Source organism: Exiguobacterium sp. s194, assembly GCF_018618275.1.
GTDB lineage: Bacteria > Bacillota > Bacilli > Exiguobacteriales > Exiguobacteriaceae > Exiguobacterium > Exiguobacterium chiriqhucha.
Map to the genome: position 1 here is coordinate 1 of NZ_JACSLT010000016.1, position 24,554 is coordinate 24,554.

The 24,554-nt window shown below is 48.1% G+C and carries 27 protein-coding genes and 2 pseudogenes; 12 read left to right on the top strand and 17 right to left on the bottom strand.

All coding sequences use genetic code 11. The annotated features are described in order from the left end of the window. The first annotated feature begins 271 nt into the window (after window positions 1-271). A complete protein-coding gene (locus KNP85_RS15105) occupies window positions 272-604 on the top strand; it encodes a four-helix bundle copper-binding protein (RefSeq protein ID WP_084158420.1) in 333 nt (110 codons plus the stop codon). Window positions 605-663: 59 nt separating this feature from the next. On the opposite strand, the gene KNP85_RS15110 is transcribed toward KNP85_RS15105, so the two are convergent. From KNP85_RS15110 to KNP85_RS15130, 5 genes and pseudogenes are all read right to left on the bottom strand, one after another. Continuing rightward, a complete protein-coding gene (locus KNP85_RS15110; protein ID WP_029595517.1) occupies window positions 664-1,341 on the bottom strand; it encodes a response regulator transcription factor in 678 nt (225 codons plus the stop codon). Then, window positions 1,319-2,722 carry a sensor histidine kinase gene (locus KNP85_RS15115; protein ID WP_029595518.1) on the bottom strand — a complete coding sequence of 468 codons (1,404 nt, stop codon included), beginning with the start codon at window positions 2,720-2,722 and terminating at the stop codon, window positions 1,319-1,321. Before KNP85_RS15115 ends, KNP85_RS15110 begins: the two co-directional genes overlap by 23 nt. Window positions 2,723-2,821: 99 nt before the next feature. Continuing rightward, the gene (locus KNP85_RS15120; RefSeq protein WP_029595519.1) at window positions 2,822-3,730 is read right to left on the bottom strand and encodes a F510_1955 family glycosylhydrolase; all 909 of its coding nucleotides are present in this window, start codon (window positions 3,728-3,730) and stop codon (window positions 2,822-2,824) included. A 323-nt stretch (window positions 3,731-4,053) separates the two neighbouring features. Further along, window positions 4,054-4,598, bottom strand: a pseudogene (gene resA, locus KNP85_RS15125) (thiol-disulfide oxidoreductase ResA). Between the two features lie 38 nt (window positions 4,599-4,636). Continuing rightward, on the bottom strand, window positions 4,637-5,344 hold the full coding sequence (locus KNP85_RS15130; protein ID WP_029595520.1) for a cytochrome c biogenesis CcdA family protein: 708 nt from the start codon (window positions 5,342-5,344) through the stop codon (window positions 4,637-4,639). Window positions 5,345-5,574: 230 nt separating this feature from the next. Between KNP85_RS15130 and KNP85_RS15135 the strand changes: the two are divergent. The 4 genes and pseudogenes from KNP85_RS15135 to KNP85_RS15150 all read left to right on the top strand — a co-directional run. Continuing rightward, window positions 5,575-6,000: pseudogene (locus KNP85_RS15135) on the top strand (YdhK family protein); the annotation flags it as partial. 199 nt (window positions 6,001-6,199) lie between these two features. Next, on the top strand, window positions 6,200-7,651 hold the full coding sequence (locus KNP85_RS15140; RefSeq protein WP_029595522.1) for a UDP-N-acetylmuramoyl-L-alanyl-D-glutamate--2,6-diaminopimelate ligase: 1,452 nt from the start codon (window positions 6,200-6,202) through the stop codon (window positions 7,649-7,651). A gap of 25 nt (window positions 7,652-7,676) precedes the next feature. Beyond that, a complete protein-coding gene (locus tag KNP85_RS15145) occupies window positions 7,677-8,837 on the top strand; it encodes a D-alanyl-D-alanine carboxypeptidase family protein (protein WP_029595523.1) in 1,161 nt (386 codons plus the stop codon). A 143-nt stretch (window positions 8,838-8,980) separates the two neighbouring features. Then, complete coding sequence (locus KNP85_RS15150) at window positions 8,981-9,460, top strand: TVP38/TMEM64 family protein (protein ID WP_125318013.1); 480 nt, start codon at window positions 8,981-8,983, stop codon at window positions 9,458-9,460. Window positions 9,461-9,514: 54 nt separating this feature from the next. Here the strand turns inward: KNP85_RS15150 and KNP85_RS15155 are convergent, their stop codons facing one another. Both KNP85_RS15155 and KNP85_RS15160 read right to left on the bottom strand, forming a co-directional pair. Continuing rightward, window positions 9,515-9,970 (bottom strand): transposase, encoded by a 456-nt coding sequence (locus KNP85_RS15155; protein WP_084158424.1) that lies wholly within the window; start codon window positions 9,968-9,970, stop codon window positions 9,515-9,517. Next, window positions 9,967-10,692 (bottom strand): transposase, encoded by a 726-nt coding sequence (locus tag KNP85_RS15160; RefSeq protein WP_131490821.1) that lies wholly within the window; start codon window positions 10,690-10,692, stop codon window positions 9,967-9,969. Before KNP85_RS15160 ends, KNP85_RS15155 begins: the two co-directional genes overlap by 4 nt. A 173-nt stretch (window positions 10,693-10,865) precedes the next feature. On the opposite strand from KNP85_RS15160, the gene KNP85_RS15165 reads away from it, so the two are divergent. The 3 genes from KNP85_RS15165 (at window position 10,866) to KNP85_RS15175 (ending at window position 14,194) form a co-directional block, all read left to right on the top strand. Continuing rightward, complete coding sequence (locus KNP85_RS15165; RefSeq protein WP_214716432.1) at window positions 10,866-12,089, top strand: MFS transporter; 1,224 nt, start codon at window positions 10,866-10,868, stop codon at window positions 12,087-12,089. A gap of 319 nt (window positions 12,090-12,408) precedes the next feature. Continuing rightward, the gene (gene pyrH / locus KNP85_RS15170) at window positions 12,409-13,146 is read left to right on the top strand and encodes a UMP kinase (RefSeq protein WP_214716430.1); all 738 of its coding nucleotides are present in this window, start codon (window positions 12,409-12,411) and stop codon (window positions 13,144-13,146) included. A 211-nt stretch (window positions 13,147-13,357) separates the two neighbouring features. Further along, window positions 13,358-14,194 carry a GGDEF domain-containing protein gene (locus tag KNP85_RS15175; protein WP_214716428.1) on the top strand — a complete coding sequence of 279 codons (837 nt, stop codon included), beginning with the start codon at window positions 13,358-13,360 and terminating at the stop codon, window positions 14,192-14,194. An 84-nt stretch (window positions 14,195-14,278) separates the two neighbouring features. Here KNP85_RS15175 and KNP85_RS15180 read toward each other — a convergent pair whose 3' ends face one another. Both KNP85_RS15180 and KNP85_RS15185 read right to left on the bottom strand, forming a co-directional pair. Beyond that, complete coding sequence (locus tag KNP85_RS15180; protein WP_214716421.1) at window positions 14,279-14,947, bottom strand: hypothetical protein; 669 nt, start codon at window positions 14,945-14,947, stop codon at window positions 14,279-14,281. A gap of 48 nt (window positions 14,948-14,995) precedes the next feature. Then, window positions 14,996-15,514, bottom strand: coding sequence for a Rossmann-fold NAD(P)-binding domain-containing protein (locus tag KNP85_RS15185; RefSeq protein ID WP_214716419.1), 519 nt, complete (start codon window positions 15,512-15,514; stop codon window positions 14,996-14,998). Between the two features lie 88 nt (window positions 15,515-15,602). On the opposite strand from KNP85_RS15185, the gene KNP85_RS15190 reads away from it, so the two are divergent. Continuing rightward, a complete protein-coding gene (locus KNP85_RS15190) occupies window positions 15,603-16,049 on the top strand; it encodes a GNAT family N-acetyltransferase (protein WP_251136313.1) in 447 nt (148 codons plus the stop codon). 140 nt (window positions 16,050-16,189) lie between these two features. After that, entirely contained in the window at window positions 16,190-16,606 is a 417-nt protein-coding gene (gene arr / locus KNP85_RS15195; protein WP_214716417.1) for an NAD(+)--rifampin ADP-ribosyltransferase, read from the top strand. A gap of 149 nt (window positions 16,607-16,755) precedes the next feature. Here arr and KNP85_RS15200 read toward each other — a convergent pair whose 3' ends face one another. The 4 genes from KNP85_RS15200 to KNP85_RS15215 form a co-directional block, all read right to left on the bottom strand. Then, on the bottom strand, window positions 16,756-16,998 hold the full coding sequence (locus tag KNP85_RS15200; protein ID WP_214716415.1) for a hypothetical protein: 243 nt from the start codon (window positions 16,996-16,998) through the stop codon (window positions 16,756-16,758). Window positions 16,999-17,053: 55 nt separating this feature from the next. Then, on the bottom strand, window positions 17,054-18,112 hold the full coding sequence (locus tag KNP85_RS15205) for an ABC transporter permease (RefSeq protein WP_214716413.1): 1,059 nt from the start codon (window positions 18,110-18,112) through the stop codon (window positions 17,054-17,056). Then, window positions 18,112-18,972 (bottom strand): ABC transporter permease subunit, encoded by an 861-nt coding sequence (locus tag KNP85_RS15210; RefSeq protein ID WP_214803879.1) that lies wholly within the window; start codon window positions 18,970-18,972, stop codon window positions 18,112-18,114. The genes KNP85_RS15205 and KNP85_RS15210 overlap by 1 nt, the downstream gene beginning before the upstream one ends. A gap of 382 nt (window positions 18,973-19,354) precedes the next feature. Then, window positions 19,355-19,771, bottom strand: coding sequence for a hypothetical protein (locus tag KNP85_RS15215; protein ID WP_214803880.1), 417 nt, complete (start codon window positions 19,769-19,771; stop codon window positions 19,355-19,357). Window positions 19,772-19,846: 75 nt separating this feature from the next. Here KNP85_RS15215 and KNP85_RS15220 point away from each other — a divergent pair, with 75 nt between their 5' ends. After that, window positions 19,847-20,254, top strand: a complete 408-nt coding sequence (locus KNP85_RS15220; protein ID WP_214716403.1) for a hypothetical protein — start codon at window positions 19,847-19,849, stop codon at window positions 20,252-20,254. A gap of 36 nt (window positions 20,255-20,290) precedes the next feature. Here KNP85_RS15220 and KNP85_RS15225 read toward each other — a convergent pair whose 3' ends face one another. The 3 genes from KNP85_RS15225 to KNP85_RS15235 all read right to left on the bottom strand — a co-directional run bounded on the left by KNP85_RS15225 (window position 20,291) and on the right by KNP85_RS15235 (window position 23,135). Further along, complete coding sequence (locus tag KNP85_RS15225) at window positions 20,291-21,049, bottom strand: DUF817 domain-containing protein (protein WP_214713640.1); 759 nt, start codon at window positions 21,047-21,049, stop codon at window positions 20,291-20,293. A gap of 8 nt (window positions 21,050-21,057) precedes the next feature. Continuing rightward, entirely contained in the window at window positions 21,058-21,918 is an 861-nt protein-coding gene (locus KNP85_RS15230) for a metal-dependent hydrolase (RefSeq protein WP_214713642.1), read from the bottom strand. A 221-nt stretch (window positions 21,919-22,139) separates the two neighbouring features. Continuing rightward, entirely contained in the window at window positions 22,140-23,135 is a 996-nt protein-coding gene (locus KNP85_RS15235; RefSeq protein WP_029595538.1) for a helix-turn-helix transcriptional regulator, read from the bottom strand. A gap of 115 nt (window positions 23,136-23,250) precedes the next feature. Here KNP85_RS15235 and KNP85_RS15240 point away from each other — a divergent pair, with 115 nt between their 5' ends. Further along, window positions 23,251-24,096 carry an alpha/beta fold hydrolase gene (locus KNP85_RS15240; protein ID WP_029595539.1) on the top strand — a complete coding sequence of 282 codons (846 nt, stop codon included), beginning with the start codon at window positions 23,251-23,253 and terminating at the stop codon, window positions 24,094-24,096. Window positions 24,097-24,118: 22 nt separating this feature from the next. Here KNP85_RS15240 and KNP85_RS15245 read toward each other — a convergent pair whose 3' ends face one another. Further along, window positions 24,119-24,442, bottom strand: a complete 324-nt coding sequence (locus KNP85_RS15245) for a YhfM domain-containing protein (protein ID WP_251136314.1) — start codon at window positions 24,440-24,442, stop codon at window positions 24,119-24,121. Window positions 24,443-24,554 lie beyond the last annotated feature (112 nt).

Below are 24,554 nucleotides of genomic sequence, written 5' to 3' on the forward strand. Positions count from 1 at the left end.
ATTATTCCTCCTAAAGTAATATTTCCTTAAACTTAACATACCCCGATAGGGTATATCAAGTGTTTAGTATCATTTTACTTTATCGCTGTTTCCATGACTCTAATTTAGAAGTTCACAATGACCCCCCAAAAAAACCGCACCATTGATTTTAATATTTGATTACTTGTCTATAAAATGTGCAGTTTCTATGGAGTTTCGGTATTTCTGTTTAGTTTGGAAAGGAGAGGGAAATCAAGTAAATGAAACAAAAATAAGAAATGGAGGTTTTAACATGGCTCATGAACAACATCAGGAATTGATTCGGGCATTACATGATTGTGCAGCGGAATGTAACCATTGTTTTGACGCTTGTCTGCAGGAAGATGATGTGAAGATGCTAGCACAGTGCATTCGATTAGACCGGGAATGCGCGGACATGTGTGCATTTTTGGAACATGCCATTACTCACAATTCACCGTTCGTTTCCGAACTGGCAGCCGTTTGCGCAACCATTTGCGAAGCTTGCGCAGAGGAATGTGAGAAGCACGCCGATCATCATGAACATTGCAGACGCTGTGCGGAAGCTTGCCGTAGATGTGCAGAAGCTTGCCGTAACGCCGCATAACCTTACTCAAAAAGGCCCGTCGGAAATATTTTCCGACGGACCTTTTCTTTTATCAAGCATCATTCTGCTTCATGGATCCATTTGTAGCCGATTCCCCAAACCGTGAGAAAATGATCATCGACCGGAAAACCGGACTGGCGGATTTTTTCCCGAACATTTCGCACATGCGAATCGATGGTCCGCCCTTCCGTCTCTGAGTCGAATCCCCAAATTAACTGGATCAGCTGCTCCCTCGTAAACACTTTGTCGGCATTCTTCATCAGATGGCCCACCATCAGAAATTCTTTTGGCGTCAATTTGATGATATGTTTGCCGTACGTAAGTTCAAACCGGTCTTCGTCCCACACCAAACCGTCCACTTCAATGGTATTTTTCGGAGTTCTCCTGCGAAGCAGCGCCCCCATCCGGGCCAGCAACTCATCTTCATTAAACGGCTTTGTGATGTAATCATCCGCCCCGATATTCAATCCCTTAACAATATCCTCCTGTTGTTCCCGCGCCGTCAGCATAATGATTGGCACATCCGAAAATTTCCGGATTTCGCGGCACAGTTCCCAGCCATCCATTTCCGGCATCATGATATCCAGTAAGACGAGATCGAAAGGTTCCGATTCCAAATAGTCGAGGGCTTCATGAGCTCCCAGTGCTTTTTTACAGAGGTACTGATGCGGCTTCAAATATAAAGCCACTAAATCCAGCATTCGTTGTTCATCATCAACCAACAGCACTTTCTGCAAGCGAATCCCCCCTTTTCAATTCTATCAGGACGGTTGTCCCTTGTCCGTACTCACTTTGAAGCGTCATGAGACCACCGTGCGATTCGACGATTTCTTTCGCAATCGCCAGGCCAAGACCGCTTCCTCCGTACTGTCTGGATCTGGATTTATCGACCCGATACAATCGTTCAAAGACAAAAGGAAGATTTTTTTCCGGTATGCCCTCTCCTTCATCACGGATGCTTATGGTGATGGTACCTTTATCTTGGACTCCCTGTAATACCACTTGTGTTCCTTCAGGAGAATGCTTGCGGGCGTTGTCCAAGACATTCAGCAATACCTGCTGAAAACGTTCGGGATCAATGAAGGCGACAATCTCATGTTCACAATGGACAGCCAATGAAATCTGTTTCTCGTCAAAAGCTGGCCGAACCAAGGCAACGACGGATGCAAAAAGCATCTCCAGTGAAAATTCCTCTTTTTGAATGGCGAACTGGTTATGATCCATCTGAGCCAGCTCAAACAGCTGCCGGATCAATTCCGTCAAATGGGCCGTCTCTTCCCGGATGATGCCAATGTATTCCTTTTTCTCTTCCTCGGATGCATCCGGCCGGCTCGCGATATCGGCATATCCTTTGATATAGGTCAACGGCGTCCGCAACTCGTGCGAAATACTCGCCAAAAATTCATTCCGCTCATTTTTTAAATGTTCCAAGTCACTGGATAGAGCAGTGATGGCTTTCGCCAGCTCTCCCAACTCATCGTTTCGGCCAATATTCAGGCTGACCTCGTGGTGCCCTTCGCTTAACTGTTCCGTCGCTTCTTTCATCCGAATCAACGGCAACGTAATCAATCGGGATAGCAGAAAAATTGTGATGACGGTCAACCCGACAGCAATCAGGCCAACAATCAGGAATTGGTTTCGCAAATGACTGACCATCCCTTTGATATGATTGGTTTCCGCAAACATGAACACGTGGCCTCTATGTTCTCCTTCAATGGTGATTGGGCTGTCCGTCGCAATAAACTCTTTTTTGTCCCATCGCTCTTCCACGACCTTCCCTCCCTGCAGAACCTCATCAAAATCGGTGTGTTCCAACACTTCCCTCATTTCAGGTTCAATCAGATCGGAATGGGTCAATTCGTTGCCATCTGCATCCGTGATGATGACGATGAAATCGGAGGCCGATTCCATCAACGCCACATGGTTCAATGTCGCCGGTTCAAAACTGTCTTCCAATACTTCGCTGTGGGTGTTCCCTCTTGCAAGCAGGTTGGTCATGACTTCATCCACCCGTTCATTGACAAAAGTAACGTACAGGGTTAGAAACAAAACCGATTCAATGATGATAATAAACACAAAAAACAGCAAACCTATTTTCAATGCAAGCCTGTTTAACATGGCATCCCTCTTTAAGTCGATTGGTTAGCAGCAATCAAGACAAAGACTGCTGCCGAAAGCTGTTGGATTCGGTTCGTCTTTCAAACGGCTAGCTGGTTTCTACTTGGTTTTTCCCTCTTCCAGCAGCGTTTTCCAGGTCTGTAATCCGTCTTCCGACAAGTAGGCATTGCCTTCAAATGTGTAGATCGCCAGTTCCATTCCATCCATCGGGTTTTGTGCAATAAAAGCGACGGCATCTTGTGAAAGGTCCGGTGTATCCACCGGCTCGAGTTCTTCATTTTCCATAGTATACTTCACCAGAGCCGCCGCTGTCCCGTAGCTTCCGAAGTACAAATGGTCTTCGGTGAAATGCACCGCTGTGCCTGTTTCACTTCCGTCTGTAATGGCTTTAAAATTTTCTCCGCCATCCCGTGAGAAATAAATCCCTGCAGCCGTAGCTGCAGCGACGAAGTTTGAGTCAGCCGGGTGAAGAGCGAGCGAAGTCACTTCGCCTTCCAGCCCTTCAGCCTTCACAGTTTTCCATGATTCGCCTTCATCACCGCTTTTATATACGCCGGCTTCCAATAGGGAATTCTTGGCCGGATTGATTAGGAAAATGTCGTTACTGTTATATCCCACCGCCATGGCATGAAAATCCGTTTCTCCTTGAAATGCAATCTCTTCAATCGATTTACCGCTGTCGATGCTTCGCTGTATCCCTAGGGGATTGGGTAATTCTGAGTCTGCACTTGGGTGGCCCGACGTAATAAATCCTTCATTTGTTGCATTAAAGCCCATATAATCATGAAAATTATCCGCCGTTTCGAACCAGCCCTCTTCCCGGTAAATTTTCAGCCCGGTATGCGAGGCAAAATACAGTCCGTTCTCATTTCCTGCATAACCCATCCCATGAACATGGTTCAGTTCCCCTTCAAACGGCACTTCAAATGAATCCGTTGTATCATTGCTGCAGCCTGCCAGCAAAAGAAAAGCCGACAGCACTGCCGTTCCTATTCTCTTTTTTTTCATGTAGATGCCCTCCGAATATGTCATTTTTTATTTTTTATAAGTATAACATTCTTAAAGTTTAACGAAAAAGTTTCGACTTTTTGTGCAGATATCTTGATTTCAAAACAGGTAATCCATTCCCTCTACAATTGACCCAAAAGGAATAATCCTTCCAATCGGTCCGGTGGAGGATCTTTGCCTGATTTCTATTTATAAATTTTCTACACCTGACATTTCTTTTCTTTCGGTTAGTCCACTTTAAAGAAATGTTTTTTTCTCGTTTTTTCTTTGCAGCATTTTTCAAAATAACGTGGCCCGCATTATGCTTGGGAAATTCAGAGGTATCAGCACGGTTTGATCTGTTCCATATAACTCGCGATATCCTCTTCGGACATTTCACCCGTAATAATTTTCTCGATTTTGCCCTCTTGATTGACTAACAGAGTAGTCGGCAATGGACGGATATTATAAGCTTCCATAACACTTTTGTCCTTATCGATAACAATCGGGAACGTTAAATTTCGCTGTTCAGCAAATTGTCTCACTTCATAATCGGATTGCGCAATATTGACAGCGAGTATCTCCACACCTTGATCCTTGTATACCTGGTACTGCTTTTCCATCAGCGGGAACTCTTTTTCGCACGGTTTGCACCAAGTACCCCAAAAGTTCACGAACACCCCCTGCCCTTTGTACTCAGACAGCTGATGCCGTTCCTCGTTCAAATCCGTCAACGCAAAATCGGGTGCCGAATCTCCAACTTGCAGCAATTCGTTTTTCTCTTTTGTTAATCCGTTGTAGATGGTAAATGCAATAGCGACAACCAGAATGAACAAATACTTGTCCTCATAATCAAGCGATTTCTCTTTTTATCCTTTTTAGCAGCCATACACTGTCACGTCCTTCCTAGATGATGGGTTGAGTCCATTAAAACCCTGTAAATCCACCCGTAAATTGCGATAAAAAAGCGATGATTTCTGTCAGCATGTCAAAGTAAAGTAAAACGCCCATCAGAATCATTAATGCTCCTCCTATTGACATGAAAAGAGCGCTCTTCTTCTTCAAGAAAGTCATTTTCTCAATAAAAAACGACATCAAGAGAAAAGGAATGGAAAATCCCAGAACGTAAAACAGCATATAGAGTAAGCCACTGTCCGGATCCGCTACTCCGAGTGCAATAACTCCTGCAAGTATGGGACCGGTACACGGGGTCCATCCAGCTGCAAAGCCAATGCCGATCAGAACAGAACCCGCGTATCCGGAGGGCCTTTTCTGGAACTGTAATTTCTTATCCGACAGCAGGAAGTCGAATTTCAGAATACCGGTTAGGACCAAGCCAAAAAACACCATCAAAATAGCGCCCAATTGACGTAGAAGAACTTGATATTCCAAGAAGAAGTTTCCGATAAGCGAAGTCGACAAGCCCAACGCTAAAAAAATGATGGAGAAACCTATCAAAAATAGAACCGTATGAATCAAAGCCGTGCTCCTCATCATTCCCTTGCCCGTCTTTAACTCATTGACTGAAACTCCAGTAAGGTAGGATAAAAAAGCCGGATACAAAGGAAGGGAGCATGGAGAGATAAATGATAAAAGCCCTGCGCCAAACGCAAGATACAAACTAATTTCCGCCACTTGTACACCTCCTATTACAGTAAGTTGAATCCTCTTCTTTATCATTTTTGTATCCCTTAAGGAATCAAATGAAATTTTCTATATAAGACTCGGGGAATTTCAAGGTATGTAAAATTAAATACAGCCCCTCTCTTAACTTCTACTTCCCCGTGCTTGCTTAACCGTTCCAGAAGACGTCAACCAATCCAGTTTACCGATTAATTCTTGATTTTCTGTGCAGTTTCTTCTATTCCGGTTCAGGTGAAGTCCCGGATGATTTGCAGGAAGCCGAAAATCCAACCTTTGAAGTTGGAAGCCAGGCGATTATTGAAACCGATCATATGGAAGGCATGAAAGGTGCTGAAGCCACAATTGTCGGGGCTTATGATACAACCGCCTATGCAGTGACCTATACGGCGACGGACGGAGGCGAGCCGGTTGAAAATCACAAATGGGTGATTCACGCAGAATTGGAAAATCCAGGTGATGAACCATTGGAAACGGGCGATGAAGCGGCCATTGCCGCTGACCATATGGAGGGAATGGACGGCGCAACGGCTACGGTTGATTCTACCGAAGAAACGACCGTCTATATGGTTGATTTCGTCCCGACCACCGGAGGCGAGGAAGTCACCAATCATAAATGGGTGACTGAAAGCGAACTGTCACCCGAATAAAAGCGCCAAAACCCGGGATCTTGTCAACAAGATCCCGGGTTTTTATCTGTAATGGTTCATAAAGGATTCGATTTCGTTTGTATTACAAAAACATTAAGTTTTAGTAGTTAGGCTTCCCGTATAAATTCTGCACATTTTTTCAACATTTTTATAATAGAATAAATCAAATTTAAATAGTTTTAGAGAGGTCACCAAATCTATGAAAACAAATCAGCTTTTGAACGAATCCGGTCTGATTTCCCGATTAGATTCCAGAATATTAGAATTAGACATCAAGGGGATTGCCGATAACTCAAGCGATGTGGCAAAAGGTTTTGTGTTTGTTGCTATTAAAGGATTTGAAATTGATGGTCACGGGTTTATTGACCAGGCAATTGAAAAAGGGGCAGCCCTTGTCATCGGAGAACAAGGAATTACCCGGTTAGGTGTCCCTTATTTACAGGTGGAAAATAGCCGGAAAGCGCTTGGCATCCTGGCCAGGAATTTTTATGGCCGTCCATCTGACCAGAAAATAATGATTGGAATTACGGGCACCAACGGAAAAACGACGACGAGCTATATGCTCCAGCACTTTCTGGAAAGCAACGGTATGAGTTGTTCTGTCATCGGTACCAACCAAAATATTATCAATGGCGAAAAAATGAAAAGCTCGAACACCACACCAAATTCACTCGCTCTCCATAAACTGTTGACCCTCAGTCAGGATGAGGTCGTCATTATGGAAGTTTCTTCTCATGGACTGGCCCAGTATCGGTTAGAAGGCATTGAATTTGATTACGGCTTGTTCCTCAATCTTCACCATGAACACCTGGATTATCACAGTTCCATGGAAGAATATTTTCAGGCGAAGCTTACAATGTTCAATCAGATGAAAGAACATGGGATTGCTGTAGTGAATACAGATAATGAGTGGGGACGAAAGCTCTGTGGAATCCTGCAAACAAAGGGAAAACCGATTTATGCAATTGGCACATCCACTGAATGCAACCTGCGTGTTGCAAAATTTCATTCACTGTCCTCCACTATGCGGGTGATTGAAAGTAACGAAACGTATCAAATGGTCGCTGCCATGACCGGAATGCACAATATGTATAACACCTTAATGGCCTACGGAACATCATTGTTGCTGGGTATCCCCAAAGAAAAGCTCTTAAACTCCATTCACCATTTCAAGGGAGTCGATGGACGCTTTGAGGTCACGAAACTGGCCAAGGGCTCGATCGTTATTGTGGATTATGCCCATACTCCGGATGCCATCTCTTACTGCCTGGAAACTGCAAAATCACAAGGGGCCCAACGAATAACCCATATTTTCGGCTTTCGTGGAAATCGAGATGCCAGCAAGAGAAAGCACATGCTATCCATATCTGCTGAAATGAGTGACCGCTACATTTTAACGTTGGACGACCTGAACAATGTTTCTCCAGGAGATATGCTGGAAGTTTTAAACCAACTAAATGAAACATACGGCAACTCAAAAGGCAGCATCGTTCCAGACCGTACACTCGCCATTCAGCAAGCAATCCATGAAAGCAAGGAAGGCGACTGGATTGTGATTACCGGTAAAGGACACGAGAAATACCAGCAAACCTTTCATTTACCGACTGATTCGGACCGGGAAACCGTCAATTATATAATAAAGCAGAACTAAAATAATCACTCAGGAGGGAGTAGTTATGAAAAAACTAAGTGTTGTTTCAACCATTTTAATCATGATCAACACTTTAATCGTTTCGTCCGTTTTCAGTAAAACTGATGACCCTTCCCTGCCAAACGTATCCAGTGAAGCAGCTATTGTCATGGAAGCAACGACTGGAGAAATCCTCTATGAAAAAAATGCACAGTCGCAGATGTATCCTGCCAGCCTAACAAAAATTGCCACAGCCATTTATGCAATTGAAAACAGAAAATTAAATGATATTGTAACCATCAGTAAAAAAGCACGCAATACGGAAGGCACCCGTGTTTATTTGGAAGAGGGAGAACAAGTGACTTTAGAAAAACTGTTGCTGGGCCTCTTAGTCAACTCTGGAAATGATGCCGGCGTCGCCATTGCTGAACACATCAGCGGCAGCGTTGAGTTATTTTCTGCTGATATGAATTTATATTTAGAAGATGTAATTGGCCTGCGGAATACGAACTTCGAAAATCCCCACGGTCTTTTTGATCCCGAGCATGTTACGACAGCCGAAGATTTAGCGAAGTTAACCCGATATGCGATGAAGAACGATGAATTCATGAAAATATTTGGAACAAAAGAACTGCCCTGGAACGGTGAATCCTGGGATACCACGCTTTATACCCACCACAAACTATTAAGGGAAAAACCTTATGAAGGCGTTACGGGTGGTAAAACCGGGTTTGTGCCAGAAGCAGGCGTCACGCTGGCCACGACAGCCAAAAGAGAAAACCTGAATTTAATTGTCGTCACCTTAAAAAGCGACACAGAGGCAGAAGCTTATGCTGACACTATTCAACTTTTGGATTTTGGATTTGAAAATTTTAAAACAGTGAGCATTCCGAAAGAAAGCAGCTTTTTTGCCGGTGATGTGGAATACATTACGCCAGGCGATTTCTTTTATACACACCAAACAGATGAGCAAGTGACAATCGCTGTAAAAGAAGATGGACTATTAAGGATTACTGATCAGGATGGCACTCTTTTGTCTTCTTATCAGTTTCCCGTTGTCAGTGCTTCTGAGACAAACCTTCCTTCTAATTCTGAAGACGTTCGCACATTTTTCCCACCTGGGATTTTAAGTTCAATCTATTTGTTCCTCCTCGTCGTTGGCTTTTCAGGATTAGTGTATTACCGAATTCGAAAAAAGCGGATATAGAACGCACTTCTCTATCTTAAAATTTCATTCAACTGAACTTTTATATACCATCAATTTTTTAAACAGCGCAGGAGGCGGATTATACCATAAACACTCAGTTCCCCGTTTTAGAATTTCTGCTGCTTCTCATTTTCAACATAAGTATGGGTGCAGTTGGCTTTTTCCCAAGCTTTTTGCTCACGTCTCTCAATATCAGTTCTTTAGGGTTAACCATTGGCGTCATCCTTTCTTTGTCGGGGGAGATTTTTGGCGCTATCGTCGGATTTTACCTATATCGATATGGGTTTTCAAAAGTTAATCCAAAGTGGTTAAAGCGGCCGTTCTGGAGGTACATCCAGAGTTCTTCAATAAGCCGCGTCTTCTGGGCAATCATCTTGCTGCGCTTAATTCCTTTTGTCCCATCAGGTCTGGTAACAGCAGGGGCGGCCTTGACGCCCATTCCAGGTGGCTTATTCATTATTGCCAGCACCATCGGTAAAATTCCGGCCGTTTCTCTTGAAGTGGCTGTTGTTTATGGCCTTGTAGAATCCATACATCCCGGTTATCAGTACGGCTTATTTATTTTGATCTTTCTATCGTTTCTAGTGATCTGGGCAAAGAACAAAAGAAAAAATTCTTTGTAATTTTACCCCCTGTTTGAGAAAACTTCGATAAATTCATCCTCTTTTTCTGGCTCATCACCATAACTCGTGGTTGCTATTTTGACGACCGATCTCGAGGCGCAATCTTAAAAAGAATCGCTCGAGGTTTCGATAGCCATAGCCACGGCGTTTGATGAGCTTGATCTTGTTGTTCGTCCCTTCCATCTTCCCGTTCGACAGCCTTGACACGATTGTCTGGCGCATCGCTTGCTCCCGGACCCGGATTGCTTTCGCGATCTTCGCCAGGGGCCCGCACGGATGGAACTGATAACGGTCCAACCAGTCTGTGAGCCGCCGTTGCGACTGTATCTCGCACGTCGCCTTCAGCACATACCGGATATGCTGGAGCCCTTGATAGAGGTTCCGAATGAATGGATCTTCCTGCATACAGGAACGGGCGACCTCCCGGTCTTCCCCAGTCAGCGTTTCCGGGCGACGCGCGAGCGAACGATCGATCACGCGAACGTGGTGATGGCGTCTTGCCTCGTTCAAAAACGACGCCGTCGGCGAAGGGCGTCCGTGACGAACTGGACGAGGTGGAACCGGTCCAGCACATGTTCTGCCTCCGGGAAGACATGGTTGATGGCCTTCGCCATCGCCGGTGCAAAATCACTGACGACAGAACGGACATCCCCGGATACGCCTTGAAGTGCTGCCGAGATGGCTGCCACGTCCCGGCCCGGGACAATGGACAGAAGCTGGCCACTCTTGGCATCGAGGACAATCGTCGCATAGTGGTGCCCCTTTCTCGTGGCGAACTCGTCGACCAGGACATGCGTTGCACGCTCCATCGTCTCCACCGAAGCGTACTGATAGAACCAGCGCTCCACCGTCGTATAAGGGAGGCTGTACTCGCGTGCGACATCTGAGATTGTCAGTCCGTGGCAACGTTTTGCGATGCCTTTCCGGAACACCTCGGTGGAAGTGCTGACGAGCCCGAGACCGTAGTCATACACGAACGTCAAATCACAAGAGGTGCATCTTTGACGTGGGACATCCAGTTCGATCCAGAGTACACCGACGTTCCACGCATGACCGTGTCGAAAGCGACGCCGCTTTTTCGAATGCAGGATGGTCTTTCTCTGGCACAGCGGACAAGGGATGTCATGTCGATCCGGGATGACCGGAAAAACGTTTGGTTCTTCGTCTGAAGACATCTGAATCTGAAAAAGGTCTGGAAGTGGAAGAAGTAATTTGATAAACTGTTGGGACAAAGCGAAAACTCCAATCGTGGTTTGTCTAAGCAACAATTACGATACCGGGGTTTTCGCTTTTTTTCTATGTTCAATTCAAAATCTGATGGATTTTATGCGTCAACCACACCTTATGGTGATGAGCCTTTTTGTGACATACTGTTCAAAATCTACTTTGAACGGGGACGATTGCGATGAATACTTGGAAACACACTTTACTCTTACTAACTGGCGTCTGCATCTCGAACCTCGGCGCCTGGGTGTATTTCATCGCCCTCAACTTGATTGTTCTCGAGATGACGCAATCGCCGTTCGCCGTCTCGGTCCACTACATTCTGGTCCCGCTCGCGGCACTATGCGCGAACGTTTGGTCAGGCTCGGTCATCGACCGTACCGATACACGCCGCTTGATGATGTGGCTTGATGCGCTCCGCGCCGTCGTCGTCTTCAGTCTCGCTTTCATCGACTCACTCGCGCTCATCTACTTGCTCGTGTTTCTATTGAACATCGCGAGTTCCGTCTTCGAATCGGCCTCCCTCGTCTACATGACCAAGCTCGTCCCAAGCGGTGACCGTCAACGGTTCAACGCCATGAAAAATTTCGTCCAATCGGCCGGATTCATCTTAGGCCCGGCCATCGCGGGATTGTTGTTCATGATCGGTACACCCGCGCTCGCGATACAATTGAACGCGCTGGCGTTGCTCGTGTCTGTCGGAATCCTCTCCCTACTACCGAAGTTGTTCACGGCCCGCGACGAAGTCGAAGTGTTCAACCTGCGCATGATTCTCGATGATTGGAAAACGGTCGTCCGATTCGCATCGACCATGCGTTACGTGACACTCGTCTATGGCCTATTCTGCGTCATGACGATTTTCATGTCGAGGCTCGACTCGCTCGAGGCGTCGTTCGCGACGCAAGTGCTCAACTTTTCTGAGAGTCGCTACGGTTTTCTCGTCAGTGTTGCCGGAGCCGGGATTATCGCTGGTTCCATCATCAACGCGACGTTCAGTGCCCGGCTGACGTTACCGTTCCTAATCAGTTTCGGTGCCATCCTAACACCTGTCGGCTATCTCGTCTTCGCCTTCTCCGAGTCATTCGTGGTCGCAGCGGTCGGATTCTTCCTGCTCACGTTCGCCTTGTCGTTCGCGAACACCGGCTTCTTGTCGTTCTATCAAAACAATGTCCCGACCGACCTGATGGGCCGCTTCTCCGGGGTGATCAACGTAGCGGAGTCCGTCTTGATTATCGGGTTGACGTTCGGCATCGGTCTCCTCGCTGAATATGTCGGGATTCGCTCGACGTATGTCGCCTTTTCACTCGCTTTCTTGCTCGTCGGCTTGGTCACGGTTCGGGTAGTGTTAGAACATTCGAAACGAGGACTGTATGAGGCGGTCGTCGTTGAAGAAAATGTGTCATGAAGCTTTAGGACATAACAAGTAGCCAATCGTGAAGGCCTTCACGATTGGCTAATTATATAATCAAAAAACTTAATGAGTCTCGACACCTATTTGATAGAGGACTTTCTAAACCATCTCATATGTTTCGAGAATGAGCTCGACCTCTTCCAACTACAAATGTTCTACATCCTCCAAAGTATCAAGTAAGATTCAGTCCACTTCAAAAATGTCACGGTCCATTGGTCCCCTTTCATTTACAATCGACCTATTAAAACCATTGCTAATTAATTGGAAAACCTATATAATTTTGGAGATTTGGAATCCGAAAGGGAGTGTAGCGTTGAACAATTATCAAAACGTGCTCATCAAATTAAGCGGAGCGGCCATCGCCGGCGAGGACAACTCAAATTTCGATGCATACAATCTCGATCAAATTGCGGCTGAAATCCTGTCATTGATCGACATGGGCATCAACGTCTCCCTGATGATCGGCGGAGGGAACATCTTCCGAGGCAACATGGCCGAGGCATGGGGCATCGATCGCGTCGAGGCCGACAACATCGGCACGCTCGGCACCGTCATCAACAGCTTGATGCTACGCGGTGTGCTGAAAAGCAAGACCGACCGCGAAGTTCGGGTCATGACGGCCATGCCGATTCCAAGTATGGCCGAGCCGTACATCCCACTGAAGGCACTCACCCATCTGAATAAAGGGTACGTCCTCATCTTCGCAGGCGGTAACGGTCAGCCGTTCGTCTCGACCGATTATCCGGCGGTTCAACGCGCGGTCGAGATGCACTGCGACGCCCTGTTCGTCGCCAAGAACGGAATCTCCGGCGTCTATACGGACGACCCGAATCGTTCGAGCACGGCAAGACAATATACGTCGCTCCACTATAACGATGTGTTGCGCCACGACTTGAAGGTGATGGATCAATCGGCACTGCTGCTCGCGCGGGACAATCAGCTCCCGGTCCATGTGTTCGACTTTGAAGAGACGGGCGCGATGAAGCGTATCTGTTCGGGCGAATCAATCGGCACGTTGATTCACGATGGCCAGACCACCCTTGCTAAATAACTGACGACACCACCGGCATCTGTGTCGGTGGTGTCGTTTACTTAATCCCGAAGAACGCACTCGCTCCGATTCGAAAAACGGTCTCGTCGTTCCAGTCTAATGTTTTATAATGAAGGTGACGGACATCTTTGATTGGTTATTCCGCATATACAGCGGGTAATTGAAGAGGTGGCTCATCGTGAGCCGATTCAAGACAGATGGAGGGGTGAACATGAAGCAATGGACTAATGAATCGATTTATTTGTTCGGTCTCATCGCTTGTATGATTGTCGGTACGATGGCTTATACCGTCCTTTTGTCTGAAAGTAACACCGGTCTTCTCGGCTACTTGATTTTACCCACCATCATACTCTCTTCTCTCATCTTCGGGATGCGAGCTGGGCTGACTCTGTCTGTCACGCTCCTCCTCTTTTTATTCATCTATTTCCGATGGTTCGCGTCCATTTACGAAGCAGGAAACGTTCAGTTTTTTAACGCCAGAGGCATCAGTTTTACGATTCTGCTTCTCGTCATGTCCATTCTGTCTGGTCTCGTTCATCAACTCGTGAAGCACGCCCAACTGTCACGGCTCGAGTTAGAGGAGCGGGCCAGACAGCTCGTAGCCGTCGATCCTGAGACGTGGCTCGATAACGCCGAACGGTTTCGAATGGACTTGAATGCAGAACGAGATCGTCTCATTCGCCACGGTGACGCCTTCACGGTGTCGTTCATTCAAATCCATGAGCTGAGACAGTTCGAGGAACGGTTTGGACGGACCGAGTGTGAATGGTTCTTGAACTACTTCAGCGACGAGCTCCATCTGGCCACAAGACGAACGGATCATAAGTACCGCGTCGCCCTAGACACGTTCGCCATCATCTATCCTCACACGTCCCCTGAGGCCGCCCGCGTCGTACATGACCGGATTCGTCCGTTACTCGAACAGTACGAACTCCAAAGCGGTGAACACGTGTCGTTGACTCATGAACATACGTTTTATGATGTGAATCGAGAAAATGGAAACGCGGTCGTTGATGAAATCAATGCGAAAATTTCTTTCACTAGTTAAAATACATCCGATGAAAAAACCTTGAATGATCAACACTTGATAGAAGTGTGCATTCAAGGTTTTTTGTGTGCTCAAACCAACTCGTCATCCCCATTGAACCGTTCCGACAGGAGAATCCAGCACTTCGATTGTCCTTAAAACTGTATCGACAATCCGGGTACGGGTATCGTTTTTCGACAGCAATATCGCCTTGCCCGTCTCATCAAAGCAATACGCAATCGGAATCGAATGGCCACAGTTTCGATACGACCCGTCGGCATGGCTCGTCCCGAGAATGATTGAGCGTTGTTGCAATGCAATCTTTTTCGCTTCTCCAGACCAGTCGCCGTACTGTTCTTCACTGAACATGCCGACTCCGATCGGATTGAAGATGAGTTGAATGGGTTCTTCCGATTTGAGTCCTTCCAGCCCCATGAAGATTTCTCGACAGAGCACATATCCGTATCGAAGACCGTCGTCATCGGCGGTTGACGGCATGAACAGCGGCATCGCCTCTGGTGTCTTGGCACGGTCCAACAGTGTCTCCCCACGTTTGTTGATGATGAGGGCCCGGTCCACGTTCTGCTCGTTCCGATACCCCATCACGACCGCTGCCTGGAACATCTTCGCAAGCTCCTTGACCTCGTCCAGATGTGTGTATTGACAATAGCCCTCCGGATACAACATCAAGTCGACCGCAGGGTTCGCTTTGATGTCTTGAATGAATTGCTCTAAGTGTTGCTCCATTTTGGGTTGACCGATCAGAATCCTCATTTGTACCGCACATCCTTCTCTCATTTGCTTTGTTTAGAATCAATCCTCTCACTTCGAAGTAAACCCGACTGAATAAAGAGGTTTCTTCTCTTGAACCGCCTCGACCACGCCTCCGGCAATCTCTTCATGCGTCAACCAACGGCGCTCCCCCTTCTCGACCCGATAGCCGAGTTGAACTTGGTGATAACGGACGTCTTCAGGGATCGTCAGACCGTTTCTCACATCGCTCGAGTTGCCGCGGCTCCCGAGAACATGGAACACGTCCGTGCCCCCGCGCAGTGCTGACAACACACACGGCAAGGCGTCAGCTGCGTCCGAATGAATCCAGGTAACGACCAGGTCGAAATCTCCATGACTCGCCATCGAACGTCGCAGCGCCTCCTTCAGACGCAAGTCGTCCAGATAGTCGACCAATACGGCAGACAGCCGGCCCGGCGATTGCTCGGTCAATCGGCTCATGTTCTCGGCATCCCGTCCGACGATGGACACGTGATACCCAACCTCTGCCAACCAAAGGACCGTCCCCGCCAGCATCCCGCTGCCGCCAATCACTAGCGCATGTTTCACGATCTATCTTTCCCTTCTGATTATAAGTAAGGAAAGGAATCCTGACTGACGAAAGCGAAATCTACATACAACATCCCCTCAAGGAGGCATGATTCCCATTCCATCGACCATCTATTCCATCAAACCAATCGAGTCGCCACGCGAACTCGATGACTCGTTCCTTGTCATGAACCAACTGCGCACCGACCTGACGCTCGAGGCCTATCACGAGCTCGTCGCCGCCATGCGACCGCAAGGCTATGAACTGTATGCATTATACGCCGACGATACCATCGTCTCACTCGCAGGGATCGAGGTACGTCTCAATCTCTATCTCGAGAAGCACGTCTTCATTTACGACCTCGTGACGTGCGTGAACCATCGCTCGAACGGATACGGCGAGATGTTGCTTCACTTCGTCCACGAATACGCCCGCGACCTTGGGGCCAAATACGTCGCCCTCGAGTCAGGACTCGCTCGAACCGAGGCGCACCGTTTTTATACTGATAAGATGGACTACGCCATCACGAGTTATTCGTTCCGTAAACAACTTTGACTTCTATGTAACGAAAAAGGAAGAGCCGAACGCTCTTCCCGTCTTTATTATATCGTGATTCACGAGCCAAAAACAGACTGTCTTCTCCTAAATTCATCCACTATACTGTGAAGACAATCTAATTGAAGGAGAGATGAAGCATGACCGATGACATGAGACCGCTCGACCCCGGCCCGTTTTTCCACGGCACGAAAGCCGAACTGAAGCTGGGGGATTTGCTTGAACCGCAGCGACGCTCGAACTATCAAGACAAGCAGTCGAACTACATTTATTTCACGGCCACCCTCGACGCCGCCAAATGGGGTGCCGAACTGGCGAGCGGTGAGGCTCGTGAGCGCATCTATCTCGTCGAACCGACGGGTGACTTCGAGAACGACCCGAATTTGACGGACAAGCGCTTCCCCGGCAACCCGACCCGGTCGTACCGGTCGAGCGCCCCGCTCAAAGTCGTAGCCGAACTCGGGGCGTGGGAACGCCACCCTGACGATGTGATCGCGCATATGCTCGACTCACTTGAGAACCTGCGGCAAGCCGGAGAAGATGTGATTGACGACTGACACGAAGTAGAAACACTTTGAGTAAATCGCACAGAAAGCGCTGATATTCAGGTAAAATTGATCATGACAAACTTGATTTATGAATGGACCGAGTTAAATCACAATCTGAAGATTAATTTATCATAGGTTTCTCATAATACTGAGCGAATTCAATCACTATGAGTGGCTGCCCGTCTTGATGAAAAGAAAGTAAACATTCCACTGGCGATGGCTGAGAACACAATTTTTAAAAGATAGTTGTGAGTAAAACCATCAATCACGTATCCCTTCAGCTTTTGCAATAGAGTGGCTTCCGGAATCCAATCAATCACATAACCGATTCCTAACATTGAAGGAAGACTCATTAACAAGTACACCGAGACAAAAACGAGCATAAACGACTTCTTGTTCACCATCTTTACCTCCTTAGTTTTACGATAATCAAGTACTAAAAGAAAGCGGATGACATCAGTGTGTGATGCCGTCCGCTTTCTTTTGATTCATCTTTTGAAACGAGCTATCCTCATGCACGAGTGTGAACGGATCCACGAGTGACGCGGCTGCCGCCTCCGCTTCAGATATCGTCTCTTCGGTGACGACCGCTTCTTGACGTCGCAACCGGAACGCCCGCTCGAGTCGGCTCGTCAGCAAGTTGCTGAGAAAGACGAGCATAGACAGTCCGAGGGCCGGGACAAGGAACATATGGTTGGTCATCCACGTCGTCGCTGTGAACTGCTTGAAATAAAAACCGAACATCGACGACCATTCAAACAGTGTCGGTCGGACCCCTTCAAACAGGAAGACGGTCCCCCCGAAAAAGACGCCGAACAACGATAGGTGGATGAGCAACATCAGTGTTTGCACGAATTGCTGCATGAAGACGATGACCAATGTCGGGACGAGGTGTGGCCACAGATGACGCCTTGTCCGGTGCCACACGCTGCCGCCTAACGTCTCGGCGACAATCATAAACTCTTGTTTGAGCAACTGCCGGACCTCGGTAATCAAATAGAGTGTGACAGCAGGCAATCCGAGCGCCACGAACACCGTCAACTGCAGCGTCACGCGGTCCAATAGCGGCGGCACCATGGTTGAGTCTGCGAAGAAAAAGGACGGGAACAGCATCATCATGGCCAACAAAGAGATGGGTAGAATCAAAAAACCATCTAACACCATTTTGAAGATTCGGTTCACGCGCGCCCCGCGAAAAGCGAGCGGAATTCCAATCAATAAACCGAGTGCCATTCGTCCGAGCGCAACAACCGCACAAATACCAACCGTCCACTTGAAGCCTTCAATCATCATTTGGAACAAATCGTTCCCGGCCCGGTCGGTACCGAGCCACTGATCTTTCGATGGTTCGAGTGGCGGGATGCCAATCAACCGACCTTCATCGGAGTAACGGTTCAAGAATTGATCGACTTGGCCATCACGGAATACGGTATTGCCGATACTGAGTAACAACAAGCTGACAAATATCGCGAATCCAATCATAAAGATCGGATCGCGTAGGAGTGCACGACGCATCAAATCCCTCCTTTCCAGGCATTCGGAATGAGCCATTCCGCTACTAAATCCAATAGGAAAATCGGGATATAAACGACCAACAAGATGACGAGCAGAATCGGCATGACCGGGTTATAGACGGCGAACCGGAAAATACCTTGGACGTTGAACAAATACTCGATAATCAACAGACTCGATAGCACCGTGATTAAGTTCGAACGGAAAAAGAGGTAGAAGCGATACACCAAATTCGGCAACAAGTGTCTCCAGAACAAGGCGGCCGGTCGGACGCCTTTGGCCCGCGCCAGCTCGAGAAACAACGACACTTCTTCCTCGAGGATATGTTTCGTCAACCATTTGAGGAAGAAGAACAGAATCGTAAGCGTCAACGTCACAATCGGTAAAAAGCGTATGTATTCGGCGAACCCACCAGCGACTTCAATCCGATCGAACCCTGTCTTCTTATAAAACGTGATGGCGAGGAATTGCGAGAAGATGAGCCAAAATAAATCCGGGATCATCTCGAGCGTCTGACTCGTTTGTTGGAGCACCGTGCGCACGCGTTTGCCGCTCCGATAAAAGAAATAAGCATACAAAAGCGCGAACCCGACCGAGACGACGAGTGACGTCATAAAGATGATGACCGTCTCTTTCATGAGCGGGGCGAGATCTGGCAATAACGGTAACTCGCGTTGTGCGGTGACGTTGTAGTATGTAATCTCATCGAGTTTCGCCAATTGGCTGAACTGTTGTTGGAGCCCGTTCCAGTAGTTCGCTGGCACGAACTCGAGTTGCACGACGAGTGACGGCAAGGCACTGATCGCAATCAATACAAATATGGTGATGAAAAACTGAGCCGATTTTTGAGCAATCCAATTCATCCGGTTCTCTCCTTTCAAAATACAAGTACATTCTCATAACCGTTTCGAGCTTACTTATAGACCATAACCTATAGGTTCCATAGATTCGATTCCAAAATAAAGCATATCTCTCATCCCAAAGTAAAAAATCTCCATTTACACTGTTATGATTTTATCATAATCATTTATGAATAAAAACAATATTCCGAAAATTTCAGAAATTTAAATAGTCTTTTGATTCGACAGTTTCCACATTGAAATCAGTGTTGTTACAACTTAACGATATTTATTCCACTCACACATTTGCTTTATCGGAAAAGTAGATTTCACATAATAATTGAATTTATAGGACGAATGGCAGAACATCATTTAAAAAAAGTATCCTTCTAATCAGAAGAATACTTTAGTATGTTGAAAAGAGCGTATCGCCGTCTTTCGACTTCAGCACATAGTCAACCCCAGTCGAATTCACTTTCGTCAACGTGACGGTACAATCAAACAACGTGACAGGCTCATATGCGACGTCCTCCGGTATGTCTGAAAAATCGTAAGACTCCTCTTCAAACCAGAGCGTCACGCCGCCTTGTTTCGACTGATTGTCAACGACGTAGCACTTCCCAGTTTCCGTCTCATAACGGCCAAGCGCGCGGTCATATGTATCAGGTACGGCGATCATAAAACAAATGATTGCGATGCATATGCTGAATATAGCTCCTAGCAATTTCATCAGTTTGCGCTCGCTCCGCCACTGTAATGCATACATAAACGTCGAGAGCACACACATGAATCCGACAAACCAAAACATAAATATTTGTGCCAACCTGATCACCTCTTTCATATTATACGAATATTGTCGAAAAATGTTTCATCATCCTATCAGATTAAGGAGTCCTATATGGCCCACTTTCTCAAATTACAAAACCTCTCCATCCTGCTCGCGCTCACCCTACTCTTAAACATTCAACTGCTCGCCAACAGCGAACGGCTTTATTTGTTGATGGGTGATGCTTATATGCTAGCCATCACTATGTTCGGTCTTGTTTCACTCATCTTGTTCACGCGGCTCATCATCAAACGTATCAGGCAACTCGCACCTTCACTATGGAACCTATCCCTGTACGTGTTATGGCTCCCTTATTTGGCGCTGTTCACCTATGTCTGGACACAAATCGTCCCCGCCCTTGGTGAAGCTTCATGGCCAAGTCCTGCCGTCGGACTAGTGATCATCGCGCTCGTATTGACGTTTCCGCTTTATATATTCATCATCCATATGATCGCCCGCTCCAAACAACAAACGACCTAAAAAACGTGTGCAACCAACGACGGTTACACACGTTTTTTATGAGAGTTCCTGTCTCCGCTTCTGCCACGCCACGAGCAAGATGCTGATGATGACGAGCAGGAACCAGGACGACAACTTGCCGAGGTCGACGAGCGCCCAGCCGCTCAGCTGATTCGGATACGCCCAACCATTGTAGAACGTGACGATATTCTCGGCGAACCAGATGAAGCAGGCAATCAAAAAGAAGGCGACAACGACAGGCATCGTGAAACGGCGGTCGTCGAGCCGATACGTGACGATGGCCCGGCCGAAGACGAGAAAGACGAGACCGATCAACACCCAGCGTAAATCGAGCCAAATGTGGTGCCAAAAGAAGTTGAAGTAGATGGCAATGCCCAGACCGAACGCAATCAGCGGTGGGGGCATCTTCAGAAACTCCAAATCGAGCCGGCGCCATGACTGGACGACGTAGCTGCCGACGCTCGCATACATGAAGCCTGCATAGAGCGGCACGCCGAACACTTTTGTCAGCGCCTCGTCCGGATAGCTCCACGACCCCATCTGGACTTTGAACAGCTCGAGGCCGAGCCCAATGACATGGAACCAGCTGATGACCTTCACTTCTTCCATCGTCTCGAGCCCGGTCTTGACGAGCACGACTTGGACGAACAGACACCAGATGAGTAGCACGTCATAGCGTGGGAGCGGAAAGTCGAACCATTTCGTCAGCGCGAGCGCTCCGAAGATGGCGACCGGGAAGATACAGCTGAGTGCTTGTTCGTAACCAAAGATTAACAAATAACGGAGACGTCGCATCTTCTCACCTACAATTCGATGTATTCGTATAAGAACGACGACTCGCCGTCAAAGAAGCGCGGGTCATATAGACCGAGTCGCTCGTCATCCTCGACGACGACCACGAACTGGGACCACTGTTTGAGCGTGATCGCTTCTTTATTCTCGGCGAAGAGCGGTGCAAGATCTGCATCGTCGGCACTCATCAACTCGTATTGGACTTCAGGATTTTGATAGACCGAGTCGCTGTAAATCGACACCGACTCATCGGTCTTCGTGATCACGGTGAACTGGGTCGGGATGAACGAGGCTGACAACGCCACCTCGTCGTGATCGGCGGCATACGACTGATACAAGTACGCGCCTTGTGCACTTTGAATCAAGACGTGCACAACGATTGCTGCCCAGGCGTAGCGATACACCTTATGCCTGACGTCCGTTCGACGTGCAATCAGCCAGGCGACGAGGAAGATGCCCCAATAGACGAAATCAACAATCGGGATGACGCCGAAAGTGACCCGGACATCGGATAACGGTTCAAAGTAACCCGTCCCCCAGGCGTTGAACAAGTCCGACGTATTATGGATGAACACAGACAATAGCGCCCACCAGAAATAGCGGATATCGGTCACCTTGAACAAGAGACGCACGAGTATGTAAATGAGTAGTGCGAACAACGGGACGAGGAAAATCGAATGAGTGATGCCACGGTGCCACATCTGATACATCCCTTCCGTGTCCCATAGTCGCGAGATGACGTCACTATCTGGGATTTGACTCCCGACGAGCGTCGTGACGAACAAGGCCCGTTTTTCGTTTGTTTGTAAGTCTCGCTTATCGGCCGCCCCGTAGAGCGTCAGACCGAACAGCGTATGGGTAATCGTATCCAACGGTCTCCTCCTTTTGATGATGGAAAAGACATCCCCCTCATGACGAGAAGGATGTCCGTCCTAACTTATTTCTCTTGGTCCATTTTCATGGCGCGTCTTGCAACGACGGCGACAAAAATGACAGCGACAATCGGAATGATTAAAGGCATCCAATTCAACATCCGCCTGTCCCCCTTCTACAAGTGTCGCAAGCAGTATATCATACCTTCATTTCAATCGTTTCAGTGAATGCTCGCCTTCGCATAACGTCCGGCCATCGCCTCGATCGTCTCGCGCATGTGGTCGCGGAGTGTCACCGGTTCGAGCACCTCGACTTGCGTCCCAAGCGACAAGAGCCAGAAGACGAAGCCATCAGATACGGCCGCGTCAAATCGAATCAGGAAGCGGTCACCGTCTTGCGCGATCGAGACGTCTTCACCGAGCTTATCGAAGATGACCGGAAGGACCCGCTCGTCGACGGCGAGGACGATTTCCTCGTCGAGCCCGTTGTACATGTTGAACGACTTTTGGAAGTAGTCGTCCGGCAAATGTTGTTTCATGCGCGGCGTGTCGTCCTCGACGATTTCTGAGTTGACGATGCGGTCGACACGATAGTTGCGGATTTCCCCGATCGACTCATCGATGCCGATCAAATAATACTGCTCATGGTTCCAATGGAGGTCAATCGGATTGACGACGTAACGTTCGCCGTCACGGCGGAGCGGGAACGTCCGCTTCGTGGTGTCAAATCCGACGACGTCCGTGTATTGGAACGAGATCGCTTTTTGTTCTTGAATCGCGCGCTGGATGCGGTCGATATGGTAAGGAATCTGTCCGTGTTTCTTCTTCGGTGTCTTGATAATCGACTGGAGCGTCTCCGCTTCCGGGATGCTCGTCAGTTTTTGAAGTTTCTCGACGATCCGCTCTGTCACGTCCTCCGAGATGAACTTGGCTGCGACGATGGCATCGACCATCATCCGGAGCTCATGGATTTCAAACAAGCGGGCCGAATGCCAATACTTTTTGGCGAGACCGTTCTTCTCGAGCTCATCCTGCACCTCGAACCCCGAATCGGTCAATGCTTGGATGTCGTCTTTCACTGATTTTTTTGCTAACTTAGAAGTATCTCCGATAGTAGATAAATATTCGAGCAAGTCTTCTAACGTCTTTGGATGATTGTCATCTGTGTGGCGTTCGAAAAACCGTCTCACCTCGAGTAACCGTTCTCGGTTGTTCACGGTTTAATCCCCTTTCACTTCTCTATGTAAAATATGTATAAACAGACAGTAGCATGTTATTTCCATGAAATAAAGTTATTTTCCATTACAATCGGTTTAAGGAGGCCATTCCGTTTTGAAACATTACGCGCACGTCAACGGCACGAAAATCGAATATATGGACCGAGGTCACGGTCCGGTCATCATCCTGATTCATGGGACCCAGTCGTCAAGCCTCGAACCGTACCATGTGGACCGGCTCGTCGTGTCCGGTTTTCGGGTCATTGTCCCATCCCGTCCCGGTTACGGTGAGACTCCGTACTCATTTTCAGCCTCACCGCAAGCATTCGCCGCTAGCTTGCGTCGCATGATGGAAGTCATGGCGATCGATCAGTATCACGTGTATGGCATCTCGGCCGGGGGACCGACCGCCATCGAGCTCGCGTCGCAGAATGAGCATGCGCTCAGTCTCACGCTCGCGGCCGCAGTGACGAGTGTCGTCGACTTCCCGTATCGGCACTACGTCAGCCGTAACGTCGCCCAACCTGCGTTCATCGCGCTACAGTTCGCCATGAGAAAGTTCGTCCTCCGGGCGATTCAAAAACAGCCGTTCGAAGCGACGGCCCGCATGATTCAATCGACGAGCCTGCTCGCACTCGATGTCATTCGTGACGAAGTGACCCCGTACGATATCTTCTTATTGAAACGGGTCGCGAACCAAATGGCGTTCGGTCTCGGTGCCCAGTTCGACCTGCGGCAACAAGTGACCGATGAAGCGCTGCTCGGGGTGACGTGCCCGACGTATATCGTCCACTCCAAAAATGACAAGGCCGTTCCGGTCCGCCATGCGCATCATGCGAAGCGACTCATTCCGCACGCCCAACTCACCATCTTGAACAGCCCTGGTCATCTGATTTGGATTGGGCGTCAAGCGCGGAAGAGCGAGCAACAAATCGAGCGCTTTATCCGCTTCAACTCGTAAGACGCCATTCCAGGCGTCTTTTTTAGTCGCCTGACTCGAGCAGATCAATCAATTCCTCTGTCACGTCAGCCGGGAGGCGGTACCCGATGTTCGTGTCGTCCGCGTCATAAAGGCTACTGACGGATTTCGGATCATCGTTCAGCCATAAGTAATAGCGATTCGTCTCCCCGTCCTCGAAGTGGACCTCAATATCGTATTCAGGACCGACCGAATTGGCGACACCGGGAAGCTCGTCCGCCTCACGCAGCATGTCTTCGAATACTCGAATCGATTCCGACTCGTCGAACGTGACGACATCGCGCTCTTGGAAACTTGAAAAACCGTCCGATTTTGATATGCTCCCCAATAGGTAGACAGATGAAATAACAAATCTGTTTATCTGATTGGGGAGTGTTTTTTTATGGCGAGAAGTCGGCATTCGATCGAACAAAAACTGAGCGCGCTGCGCATGATGAATG

Excerpts from the sequence above, each read along its gene's own strand:
- KNP85_RS15180 (WP_214716421.1), bottom strand. The coding sequence starts at position 14,947 with ATGAGGATTCTGATCGGTCAACCCAAAATGGAGCAACACTTAGAGCAA.
- KNP85_RS15165 (WP_214716432.1), top strand. The coding sequence starts at position 10,866 with ATGAATACTTGGAAACACACTTTACTCTTACTAACTGGCGTCTGCATC.
- KNP85_RS15120 (WP_029595519.1), bottom strand. The coding sequence starts at position 3,730 with ATGAAAAAAAAGAGAATAGGAACGGCAGTGCTGTCGGCTTTTCTTTTG.
- KNP85_RS15140 (WP_029595522.1), top strand. The coding sequence starts at position 6,200 with ATGAAAACAAATCAGCTTTTGAACGAATCCGGTCTGATTTCCCGATTA.
- KNP85_RS15205 (WP_214716413.1), bottom strand. The coding sequence starts at position 18,112 with ATGCGTCGTGCACTCCTACGCGATCCGATCTTTATGATTGGATTCGCG.
- KNP85_RS15225 (WP_214713640.1), bottom strand. The coding sequence starts at position 21,049 with ATGCGACGTCTCCGTTATTTGTTAATCTTTGGTTACGAACAAGCACTC.
- KNP85_RS15190 (WP_251136313.1), top strand. The coding sequence starts at position 15,603 with ATGATTCCCATTCCATCGACCATCTATTCCATCAAACCAATCGAGTCG.
- arr (WP_214716417.1), top strand. The coding sequence starts at position 16,190 with ATGACCGATGACATGAGACCGCTCGACCCCGGCCCGTTTTTCCACGGC.
- KNP85_RS15175 (WP_214716428.1), top strand. The coding sequence starts at position 13,358 with ATGAAGCAATGGACTAATGAATCGATTTATTTGTTCGGTCTCATCGCT.
- KNP85_RS15115 (WP_029595518.1), bottom strand. The coding sequence starts at position 2,722 with ATGTTAAACAGGCTTGCATTGAAAATAGGTTTGCTGTTTTTTGTGTTT.
- KNP85_RS15150 (WP_125318013.1), top strand. The coding sequence starts at position 8,981 with ATGGGTGCAGTTGGCTTTTTCCCAAGCTTTTTGCTCACGTCTCTCAAT.
- KNP85_RS15210 (WP_214803879.1), bottom strand. The coding sequence starts at position 18,972 with ATGAATTGGATTGCTCAAAAATCGGCTCAGTTTTTCATCACCATATTT.
- KNP85_RS15220 (WP_214716403.1), top strand. The coding sequence starts at position 19,847 with ATGGCCCACTTTCTCAAATTACAAAACCTCTCCATCCTGCTCGCGCTC.
- KNP85_RS15105 (WP_084158420.1), top strand. The coding sequence starts at position 272 with ATGGCTCATGAACAACATCAGGAATTGATTCGGGCATTACATGATTGT.
- KNP85_RS15145 (WP_029595523.1), top strand. The coding sequence starts at position 7,677 with ATGAAAAAACTAAGTGTTGTTTCAACCATTTTAATCATGATCAACACT.